Below are 26,597 nucleotides of genomic sequence, written 5' to 3'. Positions count from 1 at the left end.
ACAGTGATCGCCACGGTCGCTACGTCGTCACTGCTGATTGCGATCGCCAGCCAGATTACGCAGAATCAGCCACACGGCTTTCCGCAGAAAGCCTTCGTGGTCGAAAGCTATGTGGTGTGGGGTGTGCGCATCACGAATATCCAGATCATCATACTGATTTGCGCGGCCCTGGCCTCTTGGGCTGTCGCATGGTTCATCAAGCGGAGCAAGCAAGGCCAAGCGCTTCGTGCGCTTTCCGTCGACCGCGATATGGCGACGCTTCTCGGCGTCTCGACAGACCGACTCTCGATGGCGACGATGGCTGGGGCCGGTGCAATGGCAGGTCTTGCAGGGGTGTTGCTGGCTGTCCATAGCAACGCCATCGACGCGCATATGGGCGAATCACTGCTCTTCAAGGCATTCGCGATTATTATCATCGCCGGCGTCGGCAGCATCGGGGCCACTGTGGTCGCGGCATTCTGTCTCGCGATGATCGAGACGCTCGTTGCAGCGTACTGGATCTCAAGCATGCGCGACGTGGTTGTATTCGCGATCATCATGGCCTTCCTCATCCTCCGGCCTCAAGGCATCGCAAGTAGGGCATGGCAACGAGCATGATCGAATTCTTCACAGCGAATGCGCCGCTCCTGCGCAATATCTCAGTTCTTGCCCTGCTTGGCTACAGCGTGCATATCGCGCTGAGAGCTGGCGTCTTCTCATTCGCCACCATTGGTTTCTTCGCCATTAGCGGGTATCTCTCGGCGAATCTCCTGCAGGCAGGCTGGGCGTGGCCGCTCGTCTTCGTTTTCGCAGTGCTGATCGGGTTGATTGTCGCCCTGCTGATCTCACCGGTACTCACCAGACTGCGACACCTGTACCTCGCGATGGCGACGCTGGCATTCACTCTCTTCATCCAGTCTGTCGCCATGTCGTGGGATACCTACACCGGCGGCGCGCAAGGTCTATTCGGCGTCCCGCGCGTCTGCCGATGGGTTTCATGCTCGCTATCGTCGCGGTCGTTATCGTGCTCACCTGTGTGACAAGCAGGGGAAAGCTGGGACGGGCAACTGCCGCAGTACGACATGACGAAATGCTTTCAGCTTCGCTCGGGGTCAATACGAATGGCAATCAGGCGGGCGCGTTCGCAGCGAGCGCGGCCGTCGGTGCGGCGGCCGGTTTCGTGCAGGTCTCAACGACCGGGGTATTCGGTCCGGCAAACATCAGCTTTGGCATGGTCGTCCAAGCATTGACGGTGCTCGTCGTCGGGGGGACGCTGTACTGGGCGGGACCACTTGTCGGCGCAGTACTCATTGGCGCACTGCCGCTGTATTTGGCGGGCGCCGGCAACTGGAGCCTGATTCTGCAGGCGGTGGTCGTGTTGTTCATTGTCGTCTATCAACCGGATGGAGTGATCGGAATCGTGAAGCGTGTCGTTCAATGGTCGATTCGTCTGATCAGCTCACGCTCTGGCGAGCGAAAATCAGGCTCAGATGTCGTAAAGGCGGCGCAGCGATGAGCGCGCTCGTTCTGGACGATGTCAAGGTCCACTTCGGTGGCGTCCGCGCACTGGACGGAGTGTCGTTCTCGGTTGAACAGGGCGAACTGTGTGGAGTCGTCGGGCCGAACGGGTCGGGCAAGACCACGATGATCAATGCGATCAGTCGTGTGACGAAGATCACCTCGGGTGAGGTCACCTTCCAGGGGGCGCCCATATCGAAGCTAAATCCGTACCGATTGAGCCGAGTGGGAGTGGCGAGAACGTTTCAGGGGATTCGATTGGTTCCCGATCTGACAGCGCATGAGAACATCATGGTCGCCGCAGAACAGAAGGATCGCCGCACCGGGTCAGCTGGTGAGCGAAGGGCGCCCTCGGTGATCGTCGATGAACTCATGGAACGGTTTGCGCTCGACCCGATCCGAGATGAACTACCAGGTGCGTTGTCATACGGAACGCAGCGGCGCGTTGAGATCGTGCGGGCGCTCGCGACAGAGCCGCAACTCCTGCTCCTCGACGAGCCCGTAGCGGGGATGAATCACGCGGAGCGCGACGAGATCACCCAGATCCTGCGTGAATTACACGATGACGGATTGACGATGCTCATCATCGAGCATGATCTACGGATGCTGCTGAGCATCTCGGATCGGCTCGTCGTGCTCAACTTCGGAAAACTGCTCGCTGAGGGCGAACCGCAAGCGACCGCTAAGCTCCCTGAGGTGCAGCGCGCTTACCTGGGAGGCGACCGTGGCTGATGCAATCGATGCACGTGGCGTGAATGTCCACTATGGCAGGGTGCACGCAGTGCGTGATGTCGACCTGCGTGTGGCCCGGGGCGAGGTCGTCGTCGTCGTCGGTCCGAACGGTGCGGGTAAAAGCTCGTTGCTCGGTGCTCTGAGTGGTCTCGTGCCGATCAGTTCGGGCACGGTGCATCTTGATGGCGCCGATATCACCGGCCTCCCCGCGCAGCGGATCGCGCGTCTGAATCTGTCTCAGGTTCCTGAGGGACGTAGGATCTTCGCTCCGCTGACTGTCGAGGAGAATTTGCGGCTCGGCGCCTATACGGTTCGGGACAACTCGAGGGTCAAAACGCTCCTTGAGGAGACGCTTGAGATGTTTCCGATCTTGTCGGAGCGGTTCCGATCCCCGGCGGGGCTTCTGAGCGGTGGTGAGCAGCAGATGCTTGCATTCGGACGTGCGTTGATGTCGGAGCCGCGCACGCTCCTGCTCGACGAGCCATCGATGGGGCTCTCACCGGCGCTTGTCGACCAAGTTATCGAGTCGATTCGCAAGATCGCAAGTGGGGGGCTGTCGATTCTGATGGTCGAGCAGAATGCGAGCGCTGCATTCGGTGTTGCTAATCGTGCCTACATCCTTGATCAGGGCGGGATCACGTTGCAGGGTCCGGTCGACGAAGTCGCATCCGACCCGCGCGTGCTCGAGGCGTTCCTCGGACTTGCTGACGACGCCGTATAGAAGCGTCGCCACTCGGACGCTCCTCGGTCGGAGCGACACTCTGGCTCACAGCGCATCCCGACGCTTATCACGTCCCTCGTTCCTAGGAGCGTCGGAGGGACGCAGACTGGTCCTGGACCTCAAGTCTGACCGCATTCTCGTCAATGCCGAGGGCGCGCATTTTTCTATAGAGCGTTGATCGGGCGATCCCCAGTTGGCGGGCGGCATCGAGTTTGTTGCCTTCCGTGTCGTGGAGGGCCTGGAGGATCGCGTGTGCTTCGATGCGCTCCAGTCCAACGAGACGACGTCGTTTCGCGTGGGCAGAAAATTCCTCTGGTAGATCTTCGGCGCGGATGTAGTTCGTGCGCACGGTCCGAAGCACTTGCCCGACCATGCGCTGAAGGGCGATCAAGTTCTCCGGCCAATCCATGTTTGTCATCGCCGCCACCGAGTCCGGCATCCAGCGCACCACCATTCGCGGATCCGCGCGACGGGCGAGGATCGCTTGAGTCATCTCCTGCAAAAGGAGCGGGATGTCGTCGCGTCGATCGCGCAGAGGCGGCACCGCGACGACATGCGGTATTGACTCCATGGCTGCGTCCACCGATGCGGCCGCGCCTGGGAAGACATTCGCTGTCGCTATCACCCGAACGGCGGGGTGCACCTCGGTAAGCAGGCCCTGCAGATCCTCGACCCGACGTGGTGACAGGCGCTCCAGCTGTCGGATGATGAGTGAGGTAGTGGTCGATCCGTTACGCACGGAGGCGCGCAACCAGTCATTGATGCGCGCCGAGTCGAATGCTTCAGCGGATATCTCCAGGGCCGGGGAACCCGCGATCACTCGGGCGAGCGATCGCTTCCCTGTTCCGGGCTCTCCCACCAACAGGAAGGAGTCAGATTCGAGGCGCTCGAGCTGACGCCGCACCGATCGCCACGCGAGACTTTCGCCGACCAGGGTCGGCGCAACTGCACCTCGGGAGGGCTCGGCGGCGGACTCGTCGATCGTCGTCTCTCGCTCGCCATACCGCCACGTGACGGCACCTTGCATACGCGGGGGCTCTTGCCGTCGTTCGCGTCCCGGAGGACACTGCTCGCGCGATGCCATGTTGAGCAAGGACTCTTCTATGAGTCGCGCGAGTTCCGTCACCCAATTCAGAGCGAGGGGACTGGTACTGACCACATCGTTGGTGAGGTGGAGGCTTCCGATCACAGCTCGTGTGACGGGGTGGGTGATCACCATTCCCGACGAGGTGATGTCGCTGAACTGATCGGCGAAATGCTCGGGACCACGGACGATTACCGGCCCGTGGGACTCCAGGGTGATTGCGCTGGTCGTACCGATCACGCCCTCGGCGGCGACGAAGCCCGGTAACAGATGCGCGGAATGCATGCGTTCGAGCAGCCCAGTGTTGCCTTCCCACTGCTGCAAGATCAATCCGTCTGCGTCGGTCAAAGTCAAACAGCCGTCGCTGCGCAGGATCTCGGAATGACGCGGTCCCAGGACAGAACTCGCATGCTCAATCAGATCCGAGGAGCCGCGTGCGTCTCTTGACACGGGGGACCCGAGAATAGATGCGTCGAGGCCGCGCTGAAAGGAACGTCGCCACGACGCGGCCACTGTTGGCGTGAGGATGATGTTGAGCTGCGCGAAGTCGCGTTGTCGCCGATGAAGAAAGTCGACGAGCTGCGATTCGATCACAGTTTCAGGTGACGGATCCATCTTGACCTCGCTGTCAATGGCTAGCACTGTCGCGCCGATCCATGCCGGGCGATCAGGACGCTTGTGAAACTTGTCACGACGCAAGGTCGCTGTCAAGACTTTGGTCGACATCAGTCGACCATGAACGATGAAGGGGATCAGCATGGCGCCGATCCCCTTCACCCGCGATCACGCGACGTCAGTCACCTGACGCACAAATGCCCCGAGATCTTCCACAGCAACCCGACCCTCCGGGAGGAAGCTGTGAAAAATAGGCCACACGTGGGCCTGACCTTCACCGACAATAAGTCGAGACGCGACACCAGCCTCCTTGGCTGCGTCTGCGAGGCGCTTCGCATCATCGAAGAGCACCTCATCGCTGCCGACGAGTACGAGCAATGGCGGAGCTCCTGCCCAGTCCCCGTAGATCGGTGAGAGGTAGGGTTCTGTCGCGGAGGCGTCTGCCCGGTACAACCCCGCGAGCCCCTCAAGCATCGGGCGGGAGCCGATCGGGTCGATTTCCTCGCGCGACACCATCGATTCTCCTGCGAAGGTGAAGTCGGCGATGGGCGATACTGCTATGAGGCCGGCTGGAATGGGGGCGCCTGCGTCTTTCAATCTGAGCATGACGCCCGCCGTGAGCCCGCCGCCTGCGGAGTCGCCGCCGAGCACGATCGACGACGGGGAACGTCCTTCGTCCAAGAGTGCGCGATAGACGCGGTCGACATCGTCGTGCGCCGCAGGGTAGGAGCTCTCTGGGGCCTGTCGATAGTCGGGGAGGATTATCTGACTGCCGGACGCGGCTGACAGCGCCGAGGCGAACGCGCGGTAACTGACAACAGATCCGAAGACATATCCTCCCCCGTGTGCCCACAGGATAGTAGTGCTCGGATCGGCCCCTGGGGCGGTGACGATGAGCACGGGAACGCCACCACGTTCGCTGGATTCGATGACCGTTCCTTCCGGGATCGGGAAATCCGCGCACATCGCGTTCCAGCCCTCGCGGTACTCGGGGATTCCCGCAGGAGGTGCCAGCGCTGCCAGAAGCTCGCTCCAGATCTCACGTACTCGGGTCGTTTCATTGCTAGGCATCTGTTTCAACTCTCGTCGTGACGTGATTCACATAGACCGAAGTACGGGCAGCACCTCGGTGCTGAAGAGCTTGAAGCTCTCCTCGGCCTGCTTGCCGAAGAGTCCGCCGTACTGGAAGACCATGATCGGCTCGTAGTCCCCGACGATCTCCTTTCGCTCCTTGTGGCGCTCGATCATCTCCTCAGGAGTTCCCCAGATCTGCCCGTTGACGTAGGCATCGACCACTGCATCGATGCCCAGTGAATCGATGGCATCCTTCGCGGCCGCATACGACGCGTAGCCGTTGGTCTTCTCGAAGTGGCGACCGCCGAACTCGTAGTGCTCCATGCACGTCATGTAGTAATTCGCGACGGCTTCCTTCGCGACCTTTGCCGCTTCATCCGAGTCGCGGTGGCAGTAGGTGAGGTCGACCATCATCACCGGCGGAGCCTCGGCACTATGCGTGCTTCGGTAGGCGTCTCGGTACTGCTCGATCATCGGAAGGTGCATCGTCTCGACAGGTCCTTGCACGAACGCCATCATCGCGATGCCGAGCTTTCCGACAGCGACCGCGGAATCCGGGCTCATCGCGACGCCGCTCATTCGTCCGGCGAAGGTGGCGGTTGGCTTGGGGTGGATCGAGACCCGGCTTTGCTTGTAGAACTCACCGTCGTTCTCGACATATCCACTCTCCAGGCCACGGATGACCATTTCCGCAGCTTCGTCGAAGCGCTGACGAGACTCGTCCATCGCGATACCGAAGCCCTCGAACTCCCGTCGCGCCAGGCCGCGGCCGATGCCGAAGATCAGACGACCATCTGCGATGTTGTCGAGAAGTGCGATCTTCTCCACCACGCGAAGCGGATCGTTCCACGGAAGAATGACGGCGCTAGTCTGCATCTTGATCTTCTTCGTACGAGCCGCGAGATGCGAAAGAAAGAGCGTGTTATCGGGGCACATCGAGTATCCCGGGTCGAAGTGGTGCTCGACGCAGCCAACGCTCTCATACTCGTACTTGTCTGCCGCCTCCGATATGGCGAAAGCATCGGTGAAGACGTCCCAGTCGTCGCGAGCGTTGTTGTAGTTCTGCATGATGTTGCTCAGGTGAACCTTCATACCATCTCCTTTGATAGATGACAGGCAGACCAAGGACGAGAAGGACCAAGGGCTTTGCGTGTCAACTTCATTCTTGGAGGGTATGGATCGAGCGCGATGTCCCATTTCGCAACACTCTGCATATCCCGGGCGCGCTCGCGAACAGTGCGAGATTAATTCGGCACCGGCACCGGCACCGGCACCGGCACCGGCACCGGCACCGGCCCGGCACCGGCACCGGCACCGGGCCGGATCCGATGATCCGGCCCGGCCGCCCTCCTCGCACATCCATCACCCTCTGCTGAGCACGACTTCCTCCACGCGAGGACTGACGAGCGAAAGGTCGCCCACGGGCGTCGGCTCGCTCGAATCATGCACGAAGCCCATGTACCGTTGTCTGCGACCTCGTCGCAGATGCGGCGATACTTGCCCACGCCGCCCAGGTAGGGCATGAACACACGGGGCTTGCCTGGCACATTGGCACCCATGTACCAGGAAGCCGCCTTCGGCAGCAGCGTTCGGTTGGCCAGCTCATTGACGTGTTCGACCCAGTTCTGCTCGGCTTCGGCGGAGGCCTCTGTGCGCCGGATACCCTCACCGCGCAAATAGGCGATGTAGTCGCCGATCCATTCCACGTGCTGCTCGATGGAGATGAACATGTTCGACAGCACGGAGGGGCTGCCTGGGCCAGTGACGGTGAGCAGGTTCGGGAAACCGTGCGTGGCGAGCCCCAGGTACGTCTTTGGGCCCTCTGCCCACTTGTCGACCAGCTTCTCTCCGGCCAATCCGCGGATGTCAATCTTTCGCAGCGCCCCGGTCATGGCGTCGTAACCCGTCGCGAGAACGAGCGCATCGAGTTCATACTCGACGCCGCCGACGACCACACCTCGAGCCGTGATCCGCTGGATCGGTTGATCACGCACACCGACGAGTGTGACGTTCTCACGGTTGAATGTGTCGTAGTAGCCTGCATCCAGCACGATGCGCTTGGTGCCGATCGGATAGTCATGCGGCTCGAGCAGCCGGGCGACAGCAGGATCCTTCACGATCGAGCGAATCTTCTCGCGCACGAATTCGGAGATGAACTCATTCGAGTCGAGGTTCACAGTCGTGTCGTTGAACGTCGTGGGCACGGTGATGCCGCCGCGCCACCAGCGCCGCTCCAGCTCGACCCTGGCCTGGGTGCGATCGGCTTCCTGTCCCGATCCGATCGGCTGCTCGAGCAGATGCCCGGTGCCCGAATAGCGCGCTGCCTGGCGGATGTCAGGATAGAGACTCTTCGTCTGTATGCGCTCGTCTTCGGTCAGCGGTCTGTTGCGGGCCGGTACGGTGAAGGTCGCCGTTCGCTGGAAGACCGTCAGATGAGCCGCCTGCTTCGCGATCTCGGGAATGATCTGGATGCCGGATGATCCTGTGCCGATCACGCCGACGCGCTTGCCGCTGAAATCGACTTTCTCGGTCGGCCACGCTCCAGTGTGATGGACGTCCCCCTCGAAGTCGTCGAGCCCGGGGAAGGACGGTGTCAGTGGAACAGAGAGGCACCCGACCGCGGAGATCAGGAACGGCGCCGTCGCGGTCGTGCCGCGATCGGTCTTGACCGTCCAGCTGTTGTCCGCGTCGTCGAACACCGCTTCGGTGACCGAGGTCTCGAACTCTATGGCTTCGCGGAGGTGAAAACGGTCGGCGACGTGATTCGCGTAGCGCAGGATCTCCTCCTGGGCGGGGTAGCGTTCGCTCCAGTCCCAGTCCTGCTGCAGCCCTTCATCGAATGAGTAGCTGTAGAAGACCGATTCGACATCGCATCGCGCTCCCGGGTAGCGGTTCCAGAACCACGTTCCTCCCACGCCCGTTCCGCGCTCGAAGACGCGGACGTTGAGTCCGAGCTCGTCGCGCAGCTTGTGCACGAGATGCATGCCCGCGAACCCTGCGCCGATGATCAGCGCGTCGTAGCGCGTGTTCTCTTCCATATTCCTACCCCTTCATCGCGGTGTGCTGGAATTCTTGAGAATCTCGTCAACAAGACGGGAGCCTCAGCCAAGTATCGTCGCGCATCGTTGTGCTGTTCGTCGGTCACCTGGACAGACATTGTGGTGACTTGTTCGCCATTTGGAGACCTTGGGCCTCATAGTCGGATATCTGCACCAGTACTGCTGGCACGTGTGGTGGCGGCAGTATCCCGTAGTCGGTACAGGATCACGGAGAGAAGCAGCCGTGATCGTTGAGCCACCGCGCCGACGTCGAACTCCAGGCTGCGTTCCGCACGTTTCACCCAGTAGGAGATTGAGTTGTGGTGGAGGTGAAGTCTCACCGCAGCCTTTCGTTGCGATTCGCTTGACGCATATGCCTCGAGGACGGTCAGGACAACTGGTCCATGTTTCTGTACCAGTTCGTCGAGCCGTTGAACATCGGAAACCGCGTCGATGGCCGCGCGGTTGAGAGAGGCGAGGGATGCGAAGGGGCCGAGGTCCTCGTGGCGGACCAGCGTGCCCTTCTGCTCGACTGTAAGTGATGCGATCGATGCGAATCGCAGCGCGGAGCGCGCGTTCTCGAACGCCAAGCTGACGTTGCGGGCTTGGTAGATCTCGCTTTCCGCCGCCACGACCTCAGCCGGTGGTGCGATCGGAGTGTAGGTCTCATCCGGTTCGACAACCCAGAGTGTGACGTTGAGGGTCTGCAGGCTCGCACGCGCGACGAGGCGACGGTGTGTCTGTGATGCGATGAAGGCGCTCCACTTATCGAGATTGCCCTCACAGATCTGCACACGGATGGTTTCATCCGGGCGTACGCGCAGGCGTTTCAGCGACTCCAGCAGAAGCGGCTCGGAGGTGCCTGTGCGAATCAGTATCTCTAAGGGGGGAACCCGAGAAAAGTCGCGAGGAGGCGGCTCCTGGGAGAGCATCTGCGCTGCGAGCGCGAATCGGCGAAGAAAGAACCCGGCGTCTTCGTATCGTTTATCCGCATCGTCGAGCCAGACGATCTGTCCGTGCGCGTTCTGCAGGCGGGTGGCGTGTTCCGGCGGGTTGGGTCGGAGCGCGTCGTCGGTTCGCCTGCTTGAGCGCTGAGTCGCATCGGGGAGGATGATACCGACGGTGGTATTCGCGAATGCTGCAGCGTTCACGAGCAGCTCATCTATCGAGACCTGTCGCTCCACCAGGTCGTCGAAGAAATCGAGTGTTTCGACGCGCTGACGCTCGAAGGCGATCACCGATGACCTCCGTTCAGCATTGAATAGACCTGCATTTATTGTACACTGCGGTCGACAGGCGTCGACGTGTCCGCCAGGCGCTCACCGGTCATAAGCGCACACTGTCAATATACGGTCGACTACTGTCGACAAAGGTCGACATGATGCTAGAGTGTTGAGTCATAAGCAAAATCGACCGTCAATGAGGACATGGTGCTCGCAGCGTTGCTGCTCCAGGTTCAAAGTTTCGCCCATCGGCAGAGGAGCCACACGTGATCGCACCACTCTCGGGAGTCACGGTTCTGGACCTGACGCGAAATCTCGCCGGCCCTTACAGCACGATGGTCCTCGGAGACCTGGGTGCCCGTGTGATCAAAGTCGAACGTCCGGGCTTCGGCGACGACACGAGGCAGTGGACGCCGCCGACGTGGGGAGATCACAGCGCACTCTTTCTCGCTCTCAATCGCAACAAAGAGAGCGTCGTCGCGGATATTGACTCGGATGCGGGTGCTCAAGCGATTCGAGACCTGGCGGCTCGAGCCGATGTGATCGTGGAGTCTAACCGAACCGGAAGCCTCGATAAGCGTGGCCTCGGGTTCGCTGCGTCCGCGAGATCAATCCAAGCATCGTCTACTGCTCGATCAGTGGCTTCGGTGGTTGGGGGCCGGACCGTGACCGGCCCGGATATGACACGATCGTGCAGGCGGCATCCGGCGTCATGAGCATCAATGGCGAGCCCGAAGGCATGCCCAGTCGCGTCGGTCCGTCGATCGTTGATCAGGGGACGGGCATGTGGGCAGCCCTAGGGGTGCTCGCGGCACTGCGTCAGCGCGACGCAACCGGCGAGGCGCAGCACGTGCAGACGAGTCTTATGGAGACAGGGCTCGCCTGGATGGGGTATTTCACCTCCAACTACTTCGCCAGCGGACAGGTGCCCACCCCGCAGGGGTCACGGCACGGACAGATGGCGCCATATCAGGGGTTCGCGACTCGAGATGGCTACATTTACATCGCCGCGCTCAACGACCGCCTCTTTCGCCGCCTGTGCGAAGCTCTCGGCATTCCCACTCTCGCAGATGATCCTGACTACCGAACGAACGCCCATCGAGTCGCGAAGAGGGACGAGCTGAGTGAGATACTGGGGCAGGTCCTGCTTCAGCGCGATGCGGTGGAGTGGGAACGGTTGCTGCGCGCCGAGGGTCTGCCGTGCTCGGGTGTGCGCACGATCGACCAGGTTGTCGCCGACCCCCACGTCAAGGCACTGGGCATGATCCGCCCCTGGCCGCACAGCGATATCGAGGATCTTCGACTGGTGGATCATCCCATCTCCTATAACGGAACCCGCTCGTATCGCCACGACTCTCCTCCCGACCTGGGACAGCACACGCGTCAGGTCCTCGAGGAGATTGGGTACGACGACGCCGCTATAGACGCTGTACTCGAAGACGAGTCCCTAACGAAATCTCGCAGCAAGGAGTGATGAACCGATGAACACCATCCAAGCCAACACGTCGTCAGATTTCCTCGCACTAGACGGACGTCACCATCAGATGTTCATCGATGGGAGATGGACGGACTCTGTCACCGGCGAAGTCTTTGCTTCGAGGAACCCCGCAACAGGTGAGGTCCTGGCGACTGTTCCACGCGGGAGCGCGGCAGACATCGATCTCGCTGTCGCTGCGGCGCGGCGGGCATTCGACGGCCCATGGAGCCGGTTCCGTCCCGCCGAGCGTCAGCGGCTTCTGCTGACGATTGCAGACCTGTTCGACAAGTACTGGGACGATCTCAGCCTGTGCGACACGCTCGACATGGGTAAGCCGATCAGCCGAGCGAGAGCTGATCGCGGCCGGGTAACAGGCATGCTGCGTTACTACGCAGGACTCGCGACCACACTGGACGGGCGCACCATCGACAGCTCGCTGCCGGGTGAGTACCTCAGCTACACGCGAAAAGAACCCGTGGGCGTTGTTGGTGCGATCATCCCGTGGAACGCGCCTATTGCGGCATCCGTGTGGAAGATCGGTCCCGCACTCGCGACGGGCTGCACGATCGTCCTGAAGCCCTCTGAAGAGGCTCCGCTGAGCGCGCTGCTGATTGCGCGAATCATGGATGAGGCGGGCGTTCCCGCCGGTGTCGTCAACGTCGTCACGGGCAATGGTCCCGAGGCCGGGGCGCCGCTCGCTGAGCACGACGGCGTCGATAAGATCGCATTCACCGGCTCAACGACAACGGGGCAGAGCATCCTGCGCGCTCGGCAGGCAACGTGAAGCGCGTATCGCTTGAACTCGGCGGAAAGTCTCCGATCATCGTGTTCGCCGATGCTGACCTCGATGAGACCGTCTCCCGTGTCGGACTTGCCGCTTTCGCGAACTCCGGGCAGATCTGTATCGCGGGTTCGAGACTCTTTGTGGAAGATTCGATTCACGACGAATTCGTTGAACGTCTTGGTGTGTATGCCGCGGGGTTGCGCGTGGGCGACGGCGCTGATCCCGCCACAGAGATCGGTCCTGTCGTCAGCGAGCGGCAGCTCGACAAGGTCACCTCGTATATTGAGAGCGGGATCTCGGAGGGCGCGCGCGCGGTGGCTGGAGCAACGCGACTCAGCGATGGCGCACTCGCGGATGGGTTCTTTGTTGCTCCCACCGTCTTCGCAGATGCGCGTGACGACATGAAGATGGTTCGTGAGGAGATCTTCGGGCCGGTCATATCCGCGATGCGGTTCACTGATGTGGATGACGCAGTACGACGGGCGAATGCGACTCCCTATGGCCTGTCGGCCGGGGTGTTCACGACAAACGTCGGCAGAGCACACCGCGTCGCACATCGCCTGCGTGCGGGGACGGTTTGGGTCAACACGTATCATGCGCTTGATCCTGCGGTGCCATTCGGCGGTAGCAAGATGAGTGGATATGGCAAAGAGGGTGGGATCGAGCACGTGGAGGAGTATCTTTCCACCAAGGCCGTCTGGGTCGATCTCGGCAAGGAATGAGATGATGGTGAAACTGCACCCCTTCGTTGAGAAGTTGCTTGAAGGTTCTCGCGGAGCGCCCGGGCTCTCTGCGGGAACACCCGAGGATGCTCGCAATATCGTGTTGAGGGCCCGTGCTGCCCTCGGGGCTGGTCGTGACATGGTCAGCGTGCGTGACATCGAGGTGCCGACCCGGAGCGGGGGAGTGCGGTCACGTCTGCTCATCCCGCTGACTTCGCCACGAGGCTGATCGTCTACGTCCATGGTGGCGGATGGGTCGTCGGGTCGATTGATGATTTCGACGCCCTCGGTCGTGAGATCGCGTTCAACACGGGATGCGCAGTGCTGCTGCCCGAGTATCGGCTGGCGCCAGAGCATCCGTTCCCTGCCGGGCTCGAAGACGTCGAGGACGTGTTGGCCTGGAGTGCAGTCTCTGTCGAGGGCCTTCTCGGCATCGATGGGCCACTCATTGGTGCAGGCGATAGTGCCGGCGCGAATCTGGTGACCGTTGCGGCCCGGCGCCTAGCAGACACCGTGCAGCTCGCGCTGGAAATACTCATCTACCCTGTCGCGGATTCGGACTTTCAGCGCGCAAGCTATCTGTCATTCGCAGCGGGGCTGCCATTGACCCGCAAGGATATGGAATGGTTCTTCGCGCAGTACGTCGCGCCGGGCCATTATCAGCATGAGGATGTCTCGCCGTTGCGCGCGGCGGACCTGTCGATGCTGCCGCCGACGACAATTATGGTTGCCGAGGCAGACGTCCTTCGCGACGACGGGGTCGCCTACGCTGCTCGATTAGAGGCGGCGGGAGTCCCAACGACACTTCGCGAATACGCAGGCGTGACTCACGGTTTCCTGCGCCTGCACAACCACCTGGACGTCGCCCGCGGCGCGATCGCTGATATCGCTGAAGACGTCCAGGCGGCGCTCAGCGCGCAGTAACCTCACATCCCCAGTGGGTGACGATCTGGTAGCGAGTCCGGTCGGAGGCTGTAGAGCTGAATGCGGAAGTCCCGCGCGCTCGTCATCTGTCGCTCAGCAGCGGCGCCAGCTCGTTCAATGTCCCTGTTGCGAACGGCATCGAGGATCTCGATGCACTCTTCAACGAAGACTGACCAGCGCTCGGAGTAGTGGAGGGTCGTTGACGACAGGCCAAGCACTTTGAGGTGCACCGACTCCAGCGTCGACTCCAGCGTGGCGTTGTGGCTGGCGCGCCAGATTTCGAAATGGAACGCATGTGCGAGCTTGGGGCGACGCTCGGACTGATCTTCGGGAAGATTAGTCATATCGCCCACCAATGTCGTGAGACGTCCCAGGTCAAGATCTGTGCGTCTCTCAGTAGCTGCCCGCGCTGCCGCGCGCTCCAGAGCGATCCGCACCTCGTAGAGTTCAAGGACGTCTTCGGCCTTGAGCACTCGCACTCGCATGACTCGCCCATGTCGTTCGAGGAGCCCCTCGTAGGTCAGCTGCCCCAGGGCCTCGCGGATCGGGCTCCTACTCACTCCGAACTCGGTTGCCAGGCTTCCCTCGACGAGCTGTGCTCCCGGAGTGATTTGGCCGTCGACGATTCGTGCACGCAACTTCTCGTAGATCGATCGCGGACTTCCGTCGCGATCGCGTTTGCCAGCGCTTCCCTCGGTGTTCTGTGCGTTCACGTTGTCCCTCAGTCGTCTGCTCGTCGTCGCTGCGGCAGGAACCGCGGTACCTACCGTATCCTCATGTTGCTCTATGTCATGGGCGGATCGATGGCGACTCGGGCCAAAAAAGCCTCTCTGCATTGTCATGGAGAACGCTGCGTAGCTGTTCTTCGTTCAACGGCAACGCACGTGCATCCCGAATTGCCCGCTCCATGTCGAGCAGGGGGAAGTCCGAGGCGAAGATGACCTTGTTTGAGCCTGCGGTGCCGTGCCACCTTCCCTGCATGAACTCCATCAGCTCCGTGGGATATCGCTTTGGAGACCAAGCTGATGTGCAGATGTAGACATTCGGATGCCGTGCCGCGAGCCGGACGGATATATCTGTCCAGGGGTCTCCGATGTGGTGAGCGATGATGCGCAGCTCGGGGAATGCGAGAGCCACTTCGTCGAGATGGATCGGATTGTGGTGCTCCATCGGCCAGAGCGGCCCCGGGGTTCCCACGTGCACGAAGACCGCGAGGTCGAGCTCAACGCACGCTGCGTACACCGGATAGAACCACTTGTGATTCGGTGGCATCCCCCATGGAGACGGCGTGAGGTGAACGCCTACGAAGCCGTATTCGTGCTTGGCATGTTTGATCGTTCGTACGGTCTGCATGACATCCCAGTACGTTCCGGGCCCGAGCTCCGGCGGTGGGATGGTTGCGACACCCTTCAAACGTCCGCCGGATGCGTCTGCAAGTGCGGCGAGTTCTCGGTGCACCGCGCGCACGCCGCGATCCGTCGCCGCGTAATAGACCTTGGCGGGAAGTAGAGCCTTGCTCACCCCGCTTTCATCCATCGCGGACAGGATCTCCTCGACCGTCAGTGAGGGCACGGGTCTGCCCTCAGGGTCGGTGTGACTGAAGGTACGCATCACGCGTTGGAGGCGTGTGTCTCCCCTCCAGTCGACGACGTCGCCGCGCGGATCGAGCGGATCGTCGCCGCCCAGCCACGGTGTGTGCAAGAAAGCATCGATCACAGGGGCGACCTGGGGTGTGAGCGGTGACATCGCCGTCATGGTAATTCCTTTGAGTGGTGGACAAATCTCGTCCGTTGTTGTTTGAGGTGGAGGTGGGTGGGCACCCACGATAGTGATGCCCACCCACCCCCACTGCTCTTATGCGGACTGTGAAAGCGGTTCGAAGAACTCCAGCGCCTTTTCGATGACGAATTCGGGCTTCTCCTCCGGGACGAAGTGGCCGCAGTTCTCCACCGCACCGCCTGAGACGTTTTCGGCGACATCCTCCCAGATGGGGGTGATGTCTCCGAGGAAGTGCGAGCCGCCGTAGGCGAGCACCGGGATGGTCAGCTTCTGTGTCGCATTCTTGTAGTTGACGGTGTCTTCGCGCAGCCCAGTTGCATACCACTGGAAGCCGGAGCGGATTGATCCGGGGATGGAGTTGACCCGCACGTACTCGGCGATATCCGCGTCGGAGAACACCGCTGGGCTGTAGTTGAAGTCGAGCGAGGTCAGGAAACGCCGGATGTACTGATCGACATTCTGACTCACGAGCGCTGTCGCATTGTCAGGGTTCCCACCATGGAAGAAGATGTGATTGATGAACAGTGTTGTCGGAAGCGGGAACGAATCGCCTTCCTTGATCAGCCCCGGAATCATGTCGAGGATGAATAGCCGCTCGACGAGATCACGATTGTCGTAGGCGAGATAGAACGCCACAGAGCCGCCCCAGTCGTGTCCGACGACACCGACCTTGTCGTAGCCGAGTTGTGCGACCAGCTCGGCTACGTCGCTAGCCATCGTGCGCTTGTCGAAGCCCGACTGCGGCTTCTCCGAGTCTCCCAAGCCCCGCAGGTCAGGAACGATGACGGTGTACTTCTCGGCGAGCGCTGGAATGATGTGGCGCCATTCGTACCAGCTCTGGGGCCACCCGTGCAGTAGCACGAGTGGGTAGCCCGATCCGGCGGTGACGTAGTGCATGCGGAACCCATTGATGGTCCGTTGGTGGTGTGTGATTTCTGGCATTGTCAGCATCTCCTCATTGATCAGCTTGAGTATCCTACCGTCGACGACAGTCGACAGTAGGATACATGCAAGCAGACGTCGACGGTTCGCACAAGGGTGGAGTGGACTCTTAGCTCACGAGGCGACGAGCTTGTCCCGTTCTTCGACGAGTTCCGCATAGCGGAGGATCTTCTGGCATTGCTTGTAGGAGGCGTCATCCTGCATCTTGCCGTCGACCATGAATGCCCCAGCCCCGTCAGTGAGGGTGTCGACGACGCGGCGCGCCCAGGCGACCTGTGCAGCGTCGGGGGTGAAAACCTTGCGAGCGACCTCGATCTGCTTTGGGTGCAGAGACCAGGCTCCTACGCAGCCCATGATGTAGGCGTTGCGGAACTGGTCCTCACACGCAACGACATCATCGATGTCGCCGAAGGGGCCGTAGTAGGGCTGGATACCGGCGAGTCTGCAGGCGTCCACCATTCGTGCGACGGTGTAGTGCCACAGGTCCTGTTGTGCCGTCTGCCTCGGTGCTGCATAGGCCCGATTCTCTGGATCTGCACGCACGAGATAGCCGGGGTGTCCACCACCCACGTTCGTCGTCTTCATCTCTCGGTCGGCGGCGAGGTCTGCCGGTCCGAGCGAGACGCCCTGGAGGCGGGGGCTGGCGATGCAGATTTCCTCCACATTGGCGACTCCGCGAGCTGTCTCCAAGATCGCGTGGAGAAGAATCGGGCGCTGAACTCGTGCGCGAGCCTCAAGCTGTGCGATCAGACGATCTGCGTATTGGATGTCTTCGGCACCCTGGACCTTGGGCAGCATGATCACGTCAATCCGGTCACCGACCTCACTCACGATCTCGGTCAGGTCGTCGAGGTTCCACGGCGAGTCAAGCGCGTTCACGCGAACCCACAGCGAAGTGGCACCGAGGTCGTTGGAGCGTGCGAAGTCGATCAGCCCTCGACGAGCATCCACCTTCCGATCGATCTCGATCGCGTCCTCTAGATTGCCCAACAGCACATCGACAGTCGGTGCGATGCTGGGCATCTTGGCGACCATCCGCGGATTGGAGGGGTCAAAGAAATGGATCATACGAGAGGCGATGGGCTCGATCACGTAAAGCGGATCTGGAGCGCCGATGGCCAAGGGGCGAAAGAAGTCTCTGGGGCTACGCATGGCTTCACTTTAGAGGTGTATCGTCGATTATTCAAACGTTGGTCAAAAAATTGGTGATGTCCTCCGGCATCCCCAAGAATGGAGAGCACGATGACGGATATGACATGGCGCACGAGCATTTCGCAGGTCACCACGGATGACGTCATCATCCGCGGTGAACGGCTCAGTGATCTCGTCGGCTCCGTAACATACGCGGAAATGGCGTTCCTGCTGATCCGAGGGAACCGTGCGACTGACGTCGAGCGGGCGATGCTCGATGCGATACTTGTGACGTTGGCCGATCATGGTATTTCGCCGACCTCTATCGTTGCTCGGACCCTCGCATCGTGCGGAACACCCGTTCAGGCGAGTCTCGCTGGCGCGATGGTCAGCATCGCAGACTGGCACGGTGGCACAGGTGAGGAAGTGGGCAAAATACTGTCATCGATCATGGAAGCCGCTGATGGAAAGGGCGCCGACCGGGTGGCACAACTGTGTGACGAATTCGTCGCTGACAGGCGGGCGCAGCGGCAGCAGATCCCCGGCTTCGGTCACCCACAGCACACTGACGGTGACCCGCGTGCGATCCAGCTTTTGAACCTTGCGGAAAAGCTTGGGGTTTCCGGCGCGTACTGCCAGACGTTAGAGGCGCTCGGAGAGTCTCTTCATCGCGCGACCGGCCGTGCACCTCTGCGCCGGGCGAACGTCACTGGCGCCCTCGCCGCGATTCTCCTCGATCTCGGATTCCCCTGGCTGTCAATCAGGGGCATCGTCGTCGCGGCTCGGTCTCTCGGGCTCACCGCGCACATCGTCGAAGAGCTGGAACAGGGCAACCGGTGGAGGCATGCCCCAGCAGATCAGGTCGAATACACGGGGCCGCAGCCGGCGTGATGATCGAAAGTCAACGTGTCGCAGGCCCGAAAGCGCGACGGCGGCGCGAGAGCATCCTGGAAGCGGCGGAGAACCTTTTCGCCACGAAGGGGTTCTCTGCAACGACGACTCAGGAGATCGCTGATTCCGTTGGCATCCTGAAGGGCAGCCTCTATTACTATGTCTCCTCGAAGGAGGAGTTGCTCTTCGAAGTCGTGCTGCGTAACCATCAACGTCTTCACCGTCACGTCCTCGACGATTCTGGCCTGGACACTCTCAGCGAGCTGGAGGCCGTGCGCCTATTCGTCGAAAGGCACGTGTCCTTCGTGTTGACTCACAATGCCGTATCGGCGCTGTACTTGCTGGAACTGGAAGTGGTGCGGACGGTGGACGCGTGGTGGGAGGTCCTCGCAGCCGAGCGCCGAAGCTACGAGGGCGCTCTGGTGCGGCTCATCGAATCCGCTCACGCTCACGGCGGGGTAGTTGTCGATGACGCTGCCCTCACTGCACGGGCGTTGTTGTCGATGGCGAACGCCACTATCCGCTGGTTCCGTTCGGATGGCCCATACCGACGGGAAGAGGTCGCCGCCCACCACGCAGCGCTCGCGGTACGTGCGCTCAGCCCTGTGGCCGGTGCGGCCCTCGACGAGGGCGCCGCCGGCCACAGCTAGATGACAGACTCAGAGGGTCGCGGCGGACCGTGCGTGAGACTGCCAGAGTTCGACGCCGTGTCGAAGCGCCGACGGTTCTACCGCGAGAAGGTCGGCGGATGAGCTTTCCACGAAACTTTCAAGCTCATCTACCCCCACGACATCTGAGACTAGCCCCATTGACAGTGCCGTCTCCGCGGAGATCGGTGCCCCCCGGAATGCAAGATTGAATGCGCGGCGCGCGCCGACGATCGATGCCAGTTCGCCGATGAGGTCCGCAGGAAAGAATCCTCGGCTGATCTCCGGCAATCCGAATGTGGAATCTGGTGTGACGATCACGCGGGAGCACGCCGCAAGAATGCTCAGGCCCGCACCACGCACAGCTCCGTTCACAACCGCGGTCCAATGGATGGGAGTCCCGCTCAGCGTCTCGACGATCTGTTCGACGGCTGCCCCGCCTGCGACAAGGTCATCGAGATCCGCTCCGGCGCAGAACGCGGGACCTTCCGCGTCGAGGATCGCGACACGAACTCCTTCTTCGCCAAGCATCGCCACGGCGGCCGAAACCTCATCGGCCAGCTGTTTGTTCACCGCATTCCGGCGCGGTACGCGAGCCAACGTCAGCCGTGTCGCTCCTGCCGTCGACGGAGTGATTCTGATCAGCTCTGGCGTCTTAGTCATGCCAGCTCACGGCGCATCCGGTCGCGAGCGGTGCCAGCGACTGGTCCCAGTCTCCGCCCTTGCCGGAGATCAAGAATGTGTCGACGCCAAGCTTGCGGTATGCGCGCAATGATTCCATGACGCGATCCTCTGTGCCGACCAGCGCGGATGCATTCCCCAGCCCGTTCATGGCCGCGACTAGCCCCGTCCATAGGCAATCGTCGTGCACCTCACCCTGCTGCGCCACCTTGAGCTGACGGTTGCGGCCTGCGTCTTCGGCATGCGCGCGCGTCGATACTTCAGCGCCCCGCTCGATGAACTTTTGGTAAGCGGGCTCAGACCTGGCCAGAGACCACGCCTCCTCCTCGGTTTCGCCGAGGTACAGTCGCAGGCTCAGACTGATGCGTGGGGTCGGACGTCCGTATCCGGAGGCTTTTGCAGAAATCTCCTCGATCCGCGCGCGCACTTCTTCCAGCGGCTCGCCCCACAGCATGTATACATCGGCCTTCGCCGCACCAAACTCCAGGCCCGCACCGCTGGCACCGCCCATATGAATGCGAACTTCTTCGGGCTTCATCTCGTTTGGGCGGGTGTCCTCGAACTTGTAGAACTCGCCGCTGTGCGAGGTGGGTGCCTCGGCGGCCCAGATCTGCTGCAACGCTTCCACGTACTCGGTGGCACGCCGGTAGCGATCATCGTGTGCGACGTAGTCGCCCTCTCGCAGCTGATCGCCGGGTGCCCCACCGGCAAGCACGTGAAGATCGACGCGACCATCTGAGACGCGGCTGAGCGTGCTGATCATGCGGGCTGCCACGGGCGGCTCGATCACGCCTGGGCGATGGGCGATGAGGACGTTCAGCTCTGGGTTAGCGGCGAGCACGAGCGCGGCGAGCACGATGTTATCTGGGCCGAAGCTGTGGTAACCGATCAGCGCGCGGTCAAGGCCACTGATCGCCGCCGAGCCCGCTTGGATCTCGTCGAGCGACTGCCCGAACGTTGTCGGTGTGAGGTAACTATAAATCTCGAGCTTGGACACTGCTATGTCTCCTAATCTGAAGTGTGTTGGTGGGGAATGAGAAGCGGCGTCACGCGGGTGATTCGCTCGCCTCGATGAGCTGCGCACCGTCAAAGAACGCGCCATTCGTGTAGACCAAGGGCGCGGCATCCGTGGTCGTGATGCGGCGAACTCGTCCGATGAAGATTGTGTGCGTCGACGCGTGCAAGGTGTCTTGGAGCTCAAGTTCCATCGCTGCGGCCGCGCCGTCGATGAGCGGCACACCGTGCTCGCCGTGATGCCATGCCACCTGGTCGAACTTTCGCTCCTGCTTTGTCGCGAAGACCTTTGCGACGTTCAGTTGATCTGCGGCGAGTACGCTGACGGAGAAGTGACTTGCAGCGATCAGATGCGAGTACGTCGAGCTGGACTTCTGAACGCAGACCAGGATGAGGGGCGGCTCGAGAGAGACGCTGGAGAATGCATTGACCGCGAGACCGCGAGGTTCTCCGTCAGAATCGACGGCGACGACCGTCACGCCGGTCACCATCTTCCGATGCATAGACCGCAGCACATCTATGCCGACGGCCGTCTTGGCATTGGGCTCTTCGACGGTCGAACTGCCGCTGAGCGGAACTCCGAGCGAGGAGTACTTTCCCCGACGATCGTAGATGACATTCTCCTCGACGATTCGGTCACCCTCGAAGTGGGAGAAGGTCGCGCCGGAAACGGAATATTGCCGTCCGGTGGGTGGCAAGCCCAAATATTCGTCGTGGAGCGTGCCGCTGCTCGTCCAATACAGAGCGAGGTCATTCTCGCCTTCGACGACTCGAGTGACTCGCATGTCGAGATCCGGGAAAGCCCTGCGCATGTCGAGTATCGATGACTTCAGCTCTTCCTTCGATTGACGCGATCGGCGTCCGCGTCGGACGTACGAGGGGGCAAGTACGGCATCGAGGGCGTCGACGTTGCCTTGCCCCCAGGACCTTTCCAACGCGCTGATGACCGCAACAGTGCGTGGTGTCAGCGTGGTGACATCGATCGTGGATTCCTCGTCCATGAGAGCTCCTAACCCCTTCGTGGAAATGTTGTATGTAATATATCAGGTTTTCCGGCAGATCGAAATCGGGCGCTGCCGCGAAGAGTCCGGCGGTAATTTATTGAGCGGGGATCAGTGGATCGTCTTCGACGTGGAGGTGGCCGCGTAGGCGGACGGCCGCGTCCTGGAAGTGATTCACCATCAGATGCTGTGCTCTCGCTCGGTCGCGATCGATGATGGCGTCAACCAACTCGGCATGCTCGCGGAGACTGCATGGCACCTGGTCGGGGACCACATCGGAGAATCGCTCGGGAAACAGCCGCGCGGTCTGAGCGATCAGTGCCATCACGCGGGACGAATGACTCGCTTGATTGACGCTCCGGTGGAACTCGAAGTTCGCCAGTGCGACGTCGCTGCCGGTTTCGGATGCCGAGACCACCGCGTCGCAGCGGGTTCGAATGCGGTCCACGTCCTCAGCAGTGGCTCGGATAGCCGCCCAGCCCGCCGCCATTCCCGCAAGATCCGCCATGATCTCGAAGTTGTCGAGGAGATCTGATGCGGTGATGCCTAGCACCGTGATACCGCTGCGAGGTGCCAGTTTCACCAGGTTGTCGTTGGCAAGCTCGAGCGTCGCCTCGCGGATTGGCGTCCGGCTCGTGCCGAACTCCTCGGCGAGTGCATCCAGGTCGAGCCGATCTCCTGCTTTGAGTGAACCCAATAGGACCCGATGCCGGAGTTCTCGGGCGACCCGATCACGGGCGGTCATGCCAAAATCGACCGACCGTGCACGATCGTGAGGCTTTACCCACAAGCTTCCGATCCCGTTGTTGGCGAGTGCGCTTAGGTCAGTCATCGTTGTGCCCCCGAAGAATATTTCAGATGCTACATTCTCGCAGATCAACGGGCGCGGTGGCTGCGGCGGGCTTCAGCCGATCGCGCGAAGCCTTCGTTGCACCGTCATCTCTGCCATCTTTCGGGTTGCTTCGTCGATCATCTCTCCGCCAAACGTGGCGGCTCCAGCTCCAGATTCTTTCTGGCTCTTATCGTAAGCATCCAGAAGCGCCTTGGCTCGCTCATACAACTGCTCGTCGGGTGTGAACACGCGGTTGCAGGTCTCGATCTGCGACGGGTGCACAACCCATTTTCCGTCGAAGCCCATTCCGGCGACTCTTGATGCCGCGCGGTCGAGGCCCTCGTCGTCGCCGATGACTGCATAGGGGCCGTCGATAACCTGGATGCCATTCCGTCGCGCCGCGAAGGCCAGCTGTACGAGTGCGGCATCGACGACGAGTTGCGCAGCACCTGCAGCCGCTCCGATCGTGAGTGACGGCAGTTGCATCGCAGCCATGAAGTCGCCAGGTCCGTAGACAACCGTCTCGACCCGCGAAGAGGAGGCGATGAGATCGTCGACGCGCTGCAGTCCGAGGGGATCTTCGATCTGCAGCTCCATTCCGATCTGACCTACGGGGGTGCCGACTCGTCGTTCGAATTCAGACAATGCGCTATCAACCGATTCGACATAGGAGCGTTTGGAGACCTTCGGCAGCATCACCGCATCCCAGAGCTCAGCTGCGGCGCCCACCACTTCGAGATCCTCAGCGAACCATGGTGAGTCGATGTGGTTGATGCGCACCACCACAGTCTTCTGACCCCAATCGTGCTGTCTTAGCGCAGTCAGTATATTCACACGGGCCTCAGCCTTGGCTGAGGGCGCCACCGAGTCCTCAAGGTCAAGTATCACCTCGTCGACGGGGAGGGAAGCAGATTTCTCAAGCATGCGAATGCTGCTGCCGGGGACCGTGAGGCAACTACGGCGCACGCGCATCGGTCGCTCGTTCATCATTACTCCTCGTTCGTGGTGCACTTGGTGCGGGAGAGAGACCTCGACCTACACATACATTCTCCCTCGATCATCATTTGACGGCAGGGCGGCGCCGCGCCAAGAAAGCATGCTGGAGTGCGCGGGACTCTTCGGTCGCCATGAGTCTCGCGATGGACTCTGCCTCCTGGGCGAGGTGCTCACCGTACCCTTGGATCCACGCGGCGTTCAGCAGTCGTTTGGTCGCCGCGAGTGCAGCAGCGGGCGTGCGTGCGATCGATCGGGCCATTGATGCTGCGGCTTCAGTGAGGGCATCCGGCGCGACCACGTCGTTGACGACGCCCCACTCCAGTGCAGTGCGTGCATCCAGTCGGCGGCCTGCAAGAGCGAGCGCCGCTGCACGCCTCGTACCGACGACGTGGGGGAGCAGATGGGTCGTGCCGCCGTCCGGGCTCACGCCAAGCGCGGAGTATGCCGTCAGGAAGGTCGCGTTCTCGGCGGCGACGACATAGTCGGCGTTAAGAACGATCCCGAACCCTGCTCCGGCTGCTGCGCCTTGGACGGCAGCGACCACAATCACGCCTGATTCGGCGAGGGCTAGCAGTGCTCTGTGAAGACTGCTGGCGAGCTCATATGTGTAGGCGGCCGGATCGGGGGCACCGCACATTGCCGCGACGTCGCCACCCCCGCAGAAGAGCGGCCCGTTCGCTGTTAAGGTTATAACGCTTGTTCCGTCTGATCTCGCGGTGGAAACTGCGTCCTCGAATGCCGCCGCGAGTTCGAGATCGAGAGCGTTGCCATCGTCTGGCCGCGCCAGCCGTATGTGGGTGATCGTCTCCTCGACCGAGACGATGAGCCCGGTCACTGCGGAGCCATCCGGAGTGCGCCGTCCAGCCGTACGGTCTCACCGTTGATGTAGTCGTGCTCGGCGAGCATCATGACCAGCTGTGCGTATTCCGCAGGTCGTCCGAGCCGGTGGGGGAAGGGCACCGTCGCAGCGAGTGATGCGTTGACCTCTTCTCCGAGTGAGGACAGCATCGGCGTGTCGAGGATGCCGGGTGCGATCGTGTCCACGCGGATGCCGTAACGGGCGAGGTCTCGTGCGGCGGCGATCGTCATCGCCACCACTCCACCCTTGGAGGCGGCGTAAGCGATCTGCCCGATCTGCCCCTCATAGGCGGCGACAGAGGCGGTGTTCACGATGAGTCCGCGCTGTCCGCCCTCGTCCGGCTCGGTCTTGGCGATCACCTCGGCCGCCAGGCGAAGGACATTGAACGTCCCGACCAGGTTGATGTCGATGGTTCGTTGGAACGTGGCGAGGTCGTGGGGGCCGCGTGATGACAGGATGCGCCGGGCGGGCGCGATGCCGGCGCAGTTGACGACGAGCCGCAGTGGAGCATCGGTGATCATCGTGAGAGCATGACTCACCTGCTCTTCGCTGGTGACATCCGCGGCGACGTATCGCACGTTGGCAGGTGCCGTGCCGGCACGCTCGATGCTCGCGGCAAGGTCCAGGCCGAGCACCTGTGCGCCGCGCTCCGCCAAGGCGCTCGCAGTTGTCGCGCCGAGCCCTGATGCGGCTCCTGTGACGAGCGCGCTGATTCCATTGATGTTCATTTGCTGTCCTCCGTGACGCGAAGAATGATGGCATCTCCTTGACCGCCGCCTCCGCAAAGTGCGGCGACTCCCAGTCCCCCGCCTCGTCTGCGCAGCGCGAGCGCGAGCGTGAGGGCGAGGCGCGCGCCTGACATCCCGACCGGGTGACCCAGCGCGATCGCGCCGCCGTTGACATTGACGCGCTCGGGGTTGACCTGCAGTTCGCGCATCGAGGCGATCGCCACGCTCGCGAACGCCTCGTTGATCTCGAGCAGGTCGAGATCGGAGACGCTCACGCCTGCAACGGCTGCTGCCTTCTCGATGGCGCGCGCCGGTTGATGCAGGAGCGAGGGTGTCGGCCCCGCGACTGTCGCGTAGGAGACGATCTCGGCGATCCACGACAGCCCGCGCCGTTGCGCTTCGGCTTTGTCCATCACCACGAGCGCTGCCGCTCCATCTGAAAGCTGCGAGGCCGAGCCTGCGGTGATCGTCCCGTCGGGAGCAAAGGCCGGGCGCAGGGAAGCGAGAGATTCTGACGTGGTGTCGGCACGTATTCCCTCGTCTCGACGGATGTCGATCTCTTGTCGCTTGCTTCGCACAGCGATCGGCACGATCTCGTCATCGAAGATGCCGCCATCTGCTGCTGCAGAGGCCAGTTGATGCGAGCGCGCGGCGAAGTCATCCTGTTCCTGTCGGCCGATCCCCATCGATGCCTGGTGCTGCTCGGTGCCAGCGCCCATCACGAGGTGCTCGAGACCGCAGATCAGTGCGTCCTGGTCGAGCGCGTCCGAAAGGGCACCGGGGCCGTATTTCACTCCGGAACGGACGTGGGTCAGGTGGGGCGCATTCGTCATCGACTCTGTGCCGCCTGCCAGCGCGGTCTTCAGCATTCCGCCGCGTATAGCGAGATCGGCGTGACCGAGGGCGGTCAGGCCGGAGAGGCAGAGCTTGTTGATCGAGGTCGCGGGGACAGTGAGCGGAACGCCGCCGGCCGCAGCGGCAAGTCGGGCGGGGTTTGGGCCGACCCCTGCCTGCACGACGTTGCCGAAGTAGACGGCTTCGAGATCGGCGGACTGCACTCCCGCACGGGAGATCGCCGCTTCGATCGCGTGTCCTCCCAGGTCAGACGCAGTCAGCGATGTGAATGCGCCCAAAAGCTTGCCGATCGGCGTTCGTGCGCCTGCCACGATGACACTTGTCATGCGATCCTCCTCGATCGTCGTAAA

The 26,597-nt window shown here is 61.7% G+C and carries 24 protein-coding genes and 3 pseudogenes; 10 read left to right on the top strand and 17 right to left on the bottom strand.

From position 1 onward, the window contains the following. Positions 1–3: 3 nt before the first annotated feature. The 4 genes and pseudogenes from DC31_RS02080 (at position 4) to DC31_RS02060 (ending at position 2,950) form a co-directional block, all read left to right on the top strand. Positions 4–597, top strand: coding sequence for a branched-chain amino acid ABC transporter permease (locus tag DC31_RS02080; RefSeq protein ID WP_036276425.1), 594 nt, complete (start codon positions 4–6; stop codon positions 595–597). Next, a pseudogene (locus DC31_RS18965) lies at positions 582–1,495 on the top strand (branched-chain amino acid ABC transporter permease). The gene DC31_RS02080 and the pseudogene DC31_RS18965 overlap by 16 nt, the downstream one beginning before the upstream one ends. Beyond that, positions 1,492–2,229: an ABC transporter ATP-binding protein gene (locus DC31_RS02065; protein ID WP_036276419.1), complete on the top strand. Its 738-nt coding sequence runs from the start codon at positions 1,492–1,494 to the stop codon at positions 2,227–2,229. The pseudogene DC31_RS18965 and the gene DC31_RS02065 overlap by 4 nt, the downstream one beginning before the upstream one ends. Beyond that, the gene (locus tag DC31_RS02060) at positions 2,222–2,950 is read left to right on the top strand and encodes an ABC transporter ATP-binding protein (RefSeq protein WP_081813679.1); all 729 of its coding nucleotides are present in this window, start codon (positions 2,222–2,224) and stop codon (positions 2,948–2,950) included. The genes DC31_RS02065 and DC31_RS02060 overlap by 8 nt, the downstream gene beginning before the upstream one ends. A gap of 82 nt (positions 2,951–3,032) precedes the next feature. On the opposite strand, the gene DC31_RS02055 is transcribed toward DC31_RS02060, so the two are convergent. The 5 genes from DC31_RS02055 to DC31_RS02035 all read right to left on the bottom strand — a co-directional run bounded on the left by DC31_RS02055 (position 3,033) and on the right by DC31_RS02035 (position 9,999). Then, positions 3,033–4,760 carry a helix-turn-helix domain-containing protein gene (locus DC31_RS02055; RefSeq protein WP_160173190.1) on the bottom strand — a complete coding sequence of 576 codons (1,728 nt, stop codon included), beginning with the start codon at positions 4,758–4,760 and terminating at the stop codon, positions 3,033–3,035. Positions 4,761–4,817: 57 nt separating this feature from the next. Continuing rightward, on the bottom strand, positions 4,818–5,720 hold the full coding sequence (locus DC31_RS02050; protein ID WP_036276415.1) for an alpha/beta hydrolase: 903 nt from the start codon (positions 5,718–5,720) through the stop codon (positions 4,818–4,820). 27 nt (positions 5,721–5,747) lie between these two features. After that, positions 5,748–6,815, bottom strand: coding sequence for an LLM class flavin-dependent oxidoreductase (locus DC31_RS02045; protein ID WP_036276412.1), 1,068 nt, complete (start codon positions 6,813–6,815; stop codon positions 5,748–5,750). 152 nt (positions 6,816–6,967) lie between these two features. Beyond that, positions 6,968–8,761, bottom strand: coding sequence for a flavin-containing monooxygenase (locus DC31_RS02040; RefSeq protein WP_081813677.1), 1,794 nt, complete (start codon positions 8,759–8,761; stop codon positions 6,968–6,970). Positions 8,762–8,916: 155 nt separating this feature from the next. Continuing rightward, the gene (locus DC31_RS02035; RefSeq protein ID WP_036276408.1) at positions 8,917–9,999 is read right to left on the bottom strand and encodes a helix-turn-helix domain-containing protein; all 1,083 of its coding nucleotides are present in this window, start codon (positions 9,997–9,999) and stop codon (positions 8,917–8,919) included. A 320-nt stretch (positions 10,000–10,319) separates the two neighbouring features. On the opposite strand from DC31_RS02035, the pseudogene DC31_RS16750 reads away from it, so the two are divergent. The 4 genes and pseudogenes from DC31_RS16750 (at position 10,320) to DC31_RS02020 (ending at position 13,891) form a co-directional block, all read left to right on the top strand. Then, positions 10,320–11,458: pseudogene (locus DC31_RS16750) on the top strand (CaiB/BaiF CoA transferase family protein). Between the two features lie 7 nt (positions 11,459–11,465). Continuing rightward, positions 11,466–12,967: pseudogene (locus DC31_RS20435) on the top strand (aldehyde dehydrogenase family protein). 1 nt (position 12,968) lies between these two features. Next, positions 12,969–13,196 carry a hypothetical protein gene (locus DC31_RS16745; RefSeq protein ID WP_051606325.1) on the top strand — a complete coding sequence of 76 codons (228 nt, stop codon included), beginning with the start codon at positions 12,969–12,971 and terminating at the stop codon, positions 13,194–13,196. Further along, the gene (locus DC31_RS02020; protein ID WP_081813675.1) at positions 13,193–13,891 is read left to right on the top strand and encodes an alpha/beta hydrolase; all 699 of its coding nucleotides are present in this window, start codon (positions 13,193–13,195) and stop codon (positions 13,889–13,891) included. The genes DC31_RS16745 and DC31_RS02020 overlap by 4 nt, the downstream gene beginning before the upstream one ends. A gap of 2 nt (positions 13,892–13,893) precedes the next feature. Here DC31_RS02020 and DC31_RS02015 read toward each other — a convergent pair whose 3' ends face one another. From DC31_RS02015 to DC31_RS02000, 4 genes are all read right to left on the bottom strand, one after another. Next, complete coding sequence (locus tag DC31_RS02015) at positions 13,894–14,604, bottom strand: GntR family transcriptional regulator (RefSeq protein WP_051606323.1); 711 nt, start codon at positions 14,602–14,604, stop codon at positions 13,894–13,896. Between the two features lie 76 nt (positions 14,605–14,680). After that, complete coding sequence (locus tag DC31_RS02010) at positions 14,681–15,646, bottom strand: amidohydrolase family protein (protein WP_051606322.1); 966 nt, start codon at positions 15,644–15,646, stop codon at positions 14,681–14,683. A gap of 99 nt (positions 15,647–15,745) precedes the next feature. Further along, positions 15,746–16,612 (bottom strand): alpha/beta fold hydrolase, encoded by an 867-nt coding sequence (locus DC31_RS02005; protein ID WP_160173189.1) that lies wholly within the window; start codon positions 16,610–16,612, stop codon positions 15,746–15,748. Positions 16,613–16,726: 114 nt separating this feature from the next. Next, positions 16,727–17,764 carry an HpcH/HpaI aldolase/citrate lyase family protein gene (locus tag DC31_RS02000; protein ID WP_036276403.1) on the bottom strand — a complete coding sequence of 346 codons (1,038 nt, stop codon included), beginning with the start codon at positions 17,762–17,764 and terminating at the stop codon, positions 16,727–16,729. A gap of 90 nt (positions 17,765–17,854) precedes the next feature. On the opposite strand from DC31_RS02000, the gene DC31_RS01995 reads away from it, so the two are divergent. Continuing rightward, entirely contained in the window at positions 17,855–18,634 is a 780-nt protein-coding gene (locus tag DC31_RS01995; protein ID WP_036276400.1) for a citryl-CoA lyase, read from the top strand. Then, complete coding sequence (locus tag DC31_RS01990; RefSeq protein WP_036276398.1) at positions 18,634–19,284, top strand: TetR/AcrR family transcriptional regulator; 651 nt, start codon at positions 18,634–18,636, stop codon at positions 19,282–19,284. The genes DC31_RS01995 and DC31_RS01990 overlap by 1 nt, the downstream gene beginning before the upstream one ends. A gap of 9 nt (positions 19,285–19,293) precedes the next feature. Here DC31_RS01990 and DC31_RS01985 read toward each other — a convergent pair whose 3' ends face one another. From DC31_RS01985 to DC31_RS01950, 8 genes are all read right to left on the bottom strand, one after another. Beyond that, entirely contained in the window at positions 19,294–19,944 is a 651-nt protein-coding gene (locus tag DC31_RS01985) for an enoyl-CoA hydratase/isomerase family protein (RefSeq protein ID WP_081813672.1), read from the bottom strand. Then, positions 19,937–20,959 carry an LLM class flavin-dependent oxidoreductase gene (locus tag DC31_RS01980; RefSeq protein WP_036276393.1) on the bottom strand — a complete coding sequence of 341 codons (1,023 nt, stop codon included), beginning with the start codon at positions 20,957–20,959 and terminating at the stop codon, positions 19,937–19,939. Before DC31_RS01980 ends, DC31_RS01985 begins: the two co-directional genes overlap by 8 nt. Positions 20,960–21,008: 49 nt before the next feature. Next, complete coding sequence (locus DC31_RS17400; RefSeq protein ID WP_081813670.1) at positions 21,009–21,977, bottom strand: flavin reductase; 969 nt, start codon at positions 21,975–21,977, stop codon at positions 21,009–21,011. 97 nt (positions 21,978–22,074) lie between these two features. Then, positions 22,075–22,722 (bottom strand): GntR family transcriptional regulator, encoded by a 648-nt coding sequence (locus tag DC31_RS01970; RefSeq protein WP_051606321.1) that lies wholly within the window; start codon positions 22,720–22,722, stop codon positions 22,075–22,077. 159 nt (positions 22,723–22,881) lie between these two features. Further along, positions 22,882–23,781: an HpcH/HpaI aldolase/citrate lyase family protein gene (locus DC31_RS01965; protein ID WP_036276858.1), complete on the bottom strand. Its 900-nt coding sequence runs from the start codon at positions 23,779–23,781 to the stop codon at positions 22,882–22,884. A gap of 88 nt (positions 23,782–23,869) precedes the next feature. Beyond that, positions 23,870–24,640, bottom strand: coding sequence for an enoyl-CoA hydratase/isomerase family protein (locus DC31_RS01960; protein WP_036276391.1), 771 nt, complete (start codon positions 24,638–24,640; stop codon positions 23,870–23,872). Then, on the bottom strand, positions 24,637–25,392 hold the full coding sequence (locus DC31_RS01955; protein WP_036276387.1) for an SDR family NAD(P)-dependent oxidoreductase: 756 nt from the start codon (positions 25,390–25,392) through the stop codon (positions 24,637–24,639). Before DC31_RS01955 ends, DC31_RS01960 begins: the two co-directional genes overlap by 4 nt. Next, positions 25,389–26,573, bottom strand: a complete 1,185-nt coding sequence (locus DC31_RS01950) for an acetyl-CoA C-acyltransferase (RefSeq protein WP_036276384.1) — start codon at positions 26,571–26,573, stop codon at positions 25,389–25,391. Before DC31_RS01950 ends, DC31_RS01955 begins: the two co-directional genes overlap by 4 nt. Positions 26,574–26,597 lie beyond the last annotated feature (24 nt).

Source organism: Microbacterium sp. CH12i, assembly GCF_000685355.1.
Classification (GTDB): Bacteria; Actinomycetota; Actinomycetes; order Actinomycetales; family Microbacteriaceae; genus Microbacterium.
This window is presented reverse-complemented; position numbering and strand designations above follow the sequence as displayed.

Coding starts and splice junctions, on each gene's coding strand:
- DC31_RS17400 (WP_081813670.1), bottom strand. CDS start 21,977: ATGGACGAGGAATCCACGATCGATGTCACCACGCTGACACCACGCACT.
- DC31_RS16745 (WP_051606325.1), top strand. CDS start 12,969: ATGATGGTGAAACTGCACCCCTTCGTTGAGAAGTTGCTTGAAGGTTCT.
- DC31_RS02005 (WP_160173189.1), bottom strand. CDS start 16,612: ATGCCAGAAATCACACACCACCAACGGACCATCAATGGGTTCCGCATG.
- DC31_RS01985 (WP_081813672.1), bottom strand. CDS start 19,944: ATGACTAAGACGCCAGAGCTGATCAGAATCACTCCGTCGACGGCAGGA.
- DC31_RS01965 (WP_036276858.1), bottom strand. CDS start 23,781: ATGCGCGTGCGCCGTAGTTGCCTCACGGTCCCCGGCAGCAGCATTCGC.
- DC31_RS02000 (WP_036276403.1), bottom strand. CDS start 17,764: ATGCGTAGCCCCAGAGACTTCTTTCGCCCCTTGGCCATCGGCGCTCCA.
- DC31_RS02010 (WP_051606322.1), bottom strand. CDS start 15,646: ATGACGGCGATGTCACCGCTCACACCCCAGGTCGCCCCTGTGATCGAT.
- DC31_RS02065 (WP_036276419.1), top strand. CDS start 1,492: ATGAGCGCGCTCGTTCTGGACGATGTCAAGGTCCACTTCGGTGGCGTC.
- DC31_RS01950 (WP_036276384.1), bottom strand. CDS start 26,573: ATGACAAGTGTCATCGTGGCAGGCGCACGAACGCCGATCGGCAAGCTT.
- DC31_RS02040 (WP_081813677.1), bottom strand. CDS start 8,761: ATGGAAGAGAACACGCGCTACGACGCGCTGATCATCGGCGCAGGGTTC.
- DC31_RS01955 (WP_036276387.1), bottom strand. CDS start 25,392: ATGAACATCAATGGAATCAGCGCGCTCGTCACAGGAGCCGCATCAGGG.
- DC31_RS02055 (WP_160173190.1), bottom strand. CDS start 4,760: ATGTCGACCAAAGTCTTGACAGCGACCTTGCGTCGTGACAAGTTTCAC.
- DC31_RS01990 (WP_036276398.1), top strand. CDS start 18,634: ATGATCGAAAGTCAACGTGTCGCAGGCCCGAAAGCGCGACGGCGGCGC.
- DC31_RS02045 (WP_036276412.1), bottom strand. CDS start 6,815: ATGAAGGTTCACCTGAGCAACATCATGCAGAACTACAACAACGCTCGC.
- DC31_RS01970 (WP_051606321.1), bottom strand. CDS start 22,722: ATGACCGCCCGTGATCGGGTCGCCCGAGAACTCCGGCATCGGGTCCTA.
- DC31_RS02050 (WP_036276415.1), bottom strand. CDS start 5,720: ATGCCTAGCAATGAAACGACCCGAGTACGTGAGATCTGGAGCGAGCTT.
- DC31_RS01995 (WP_036276400.1), top strand. CDS start 17,855: ATGACGGATATGACATGGCGCACGAGCATTTCGCAGGTCACCACGGAT.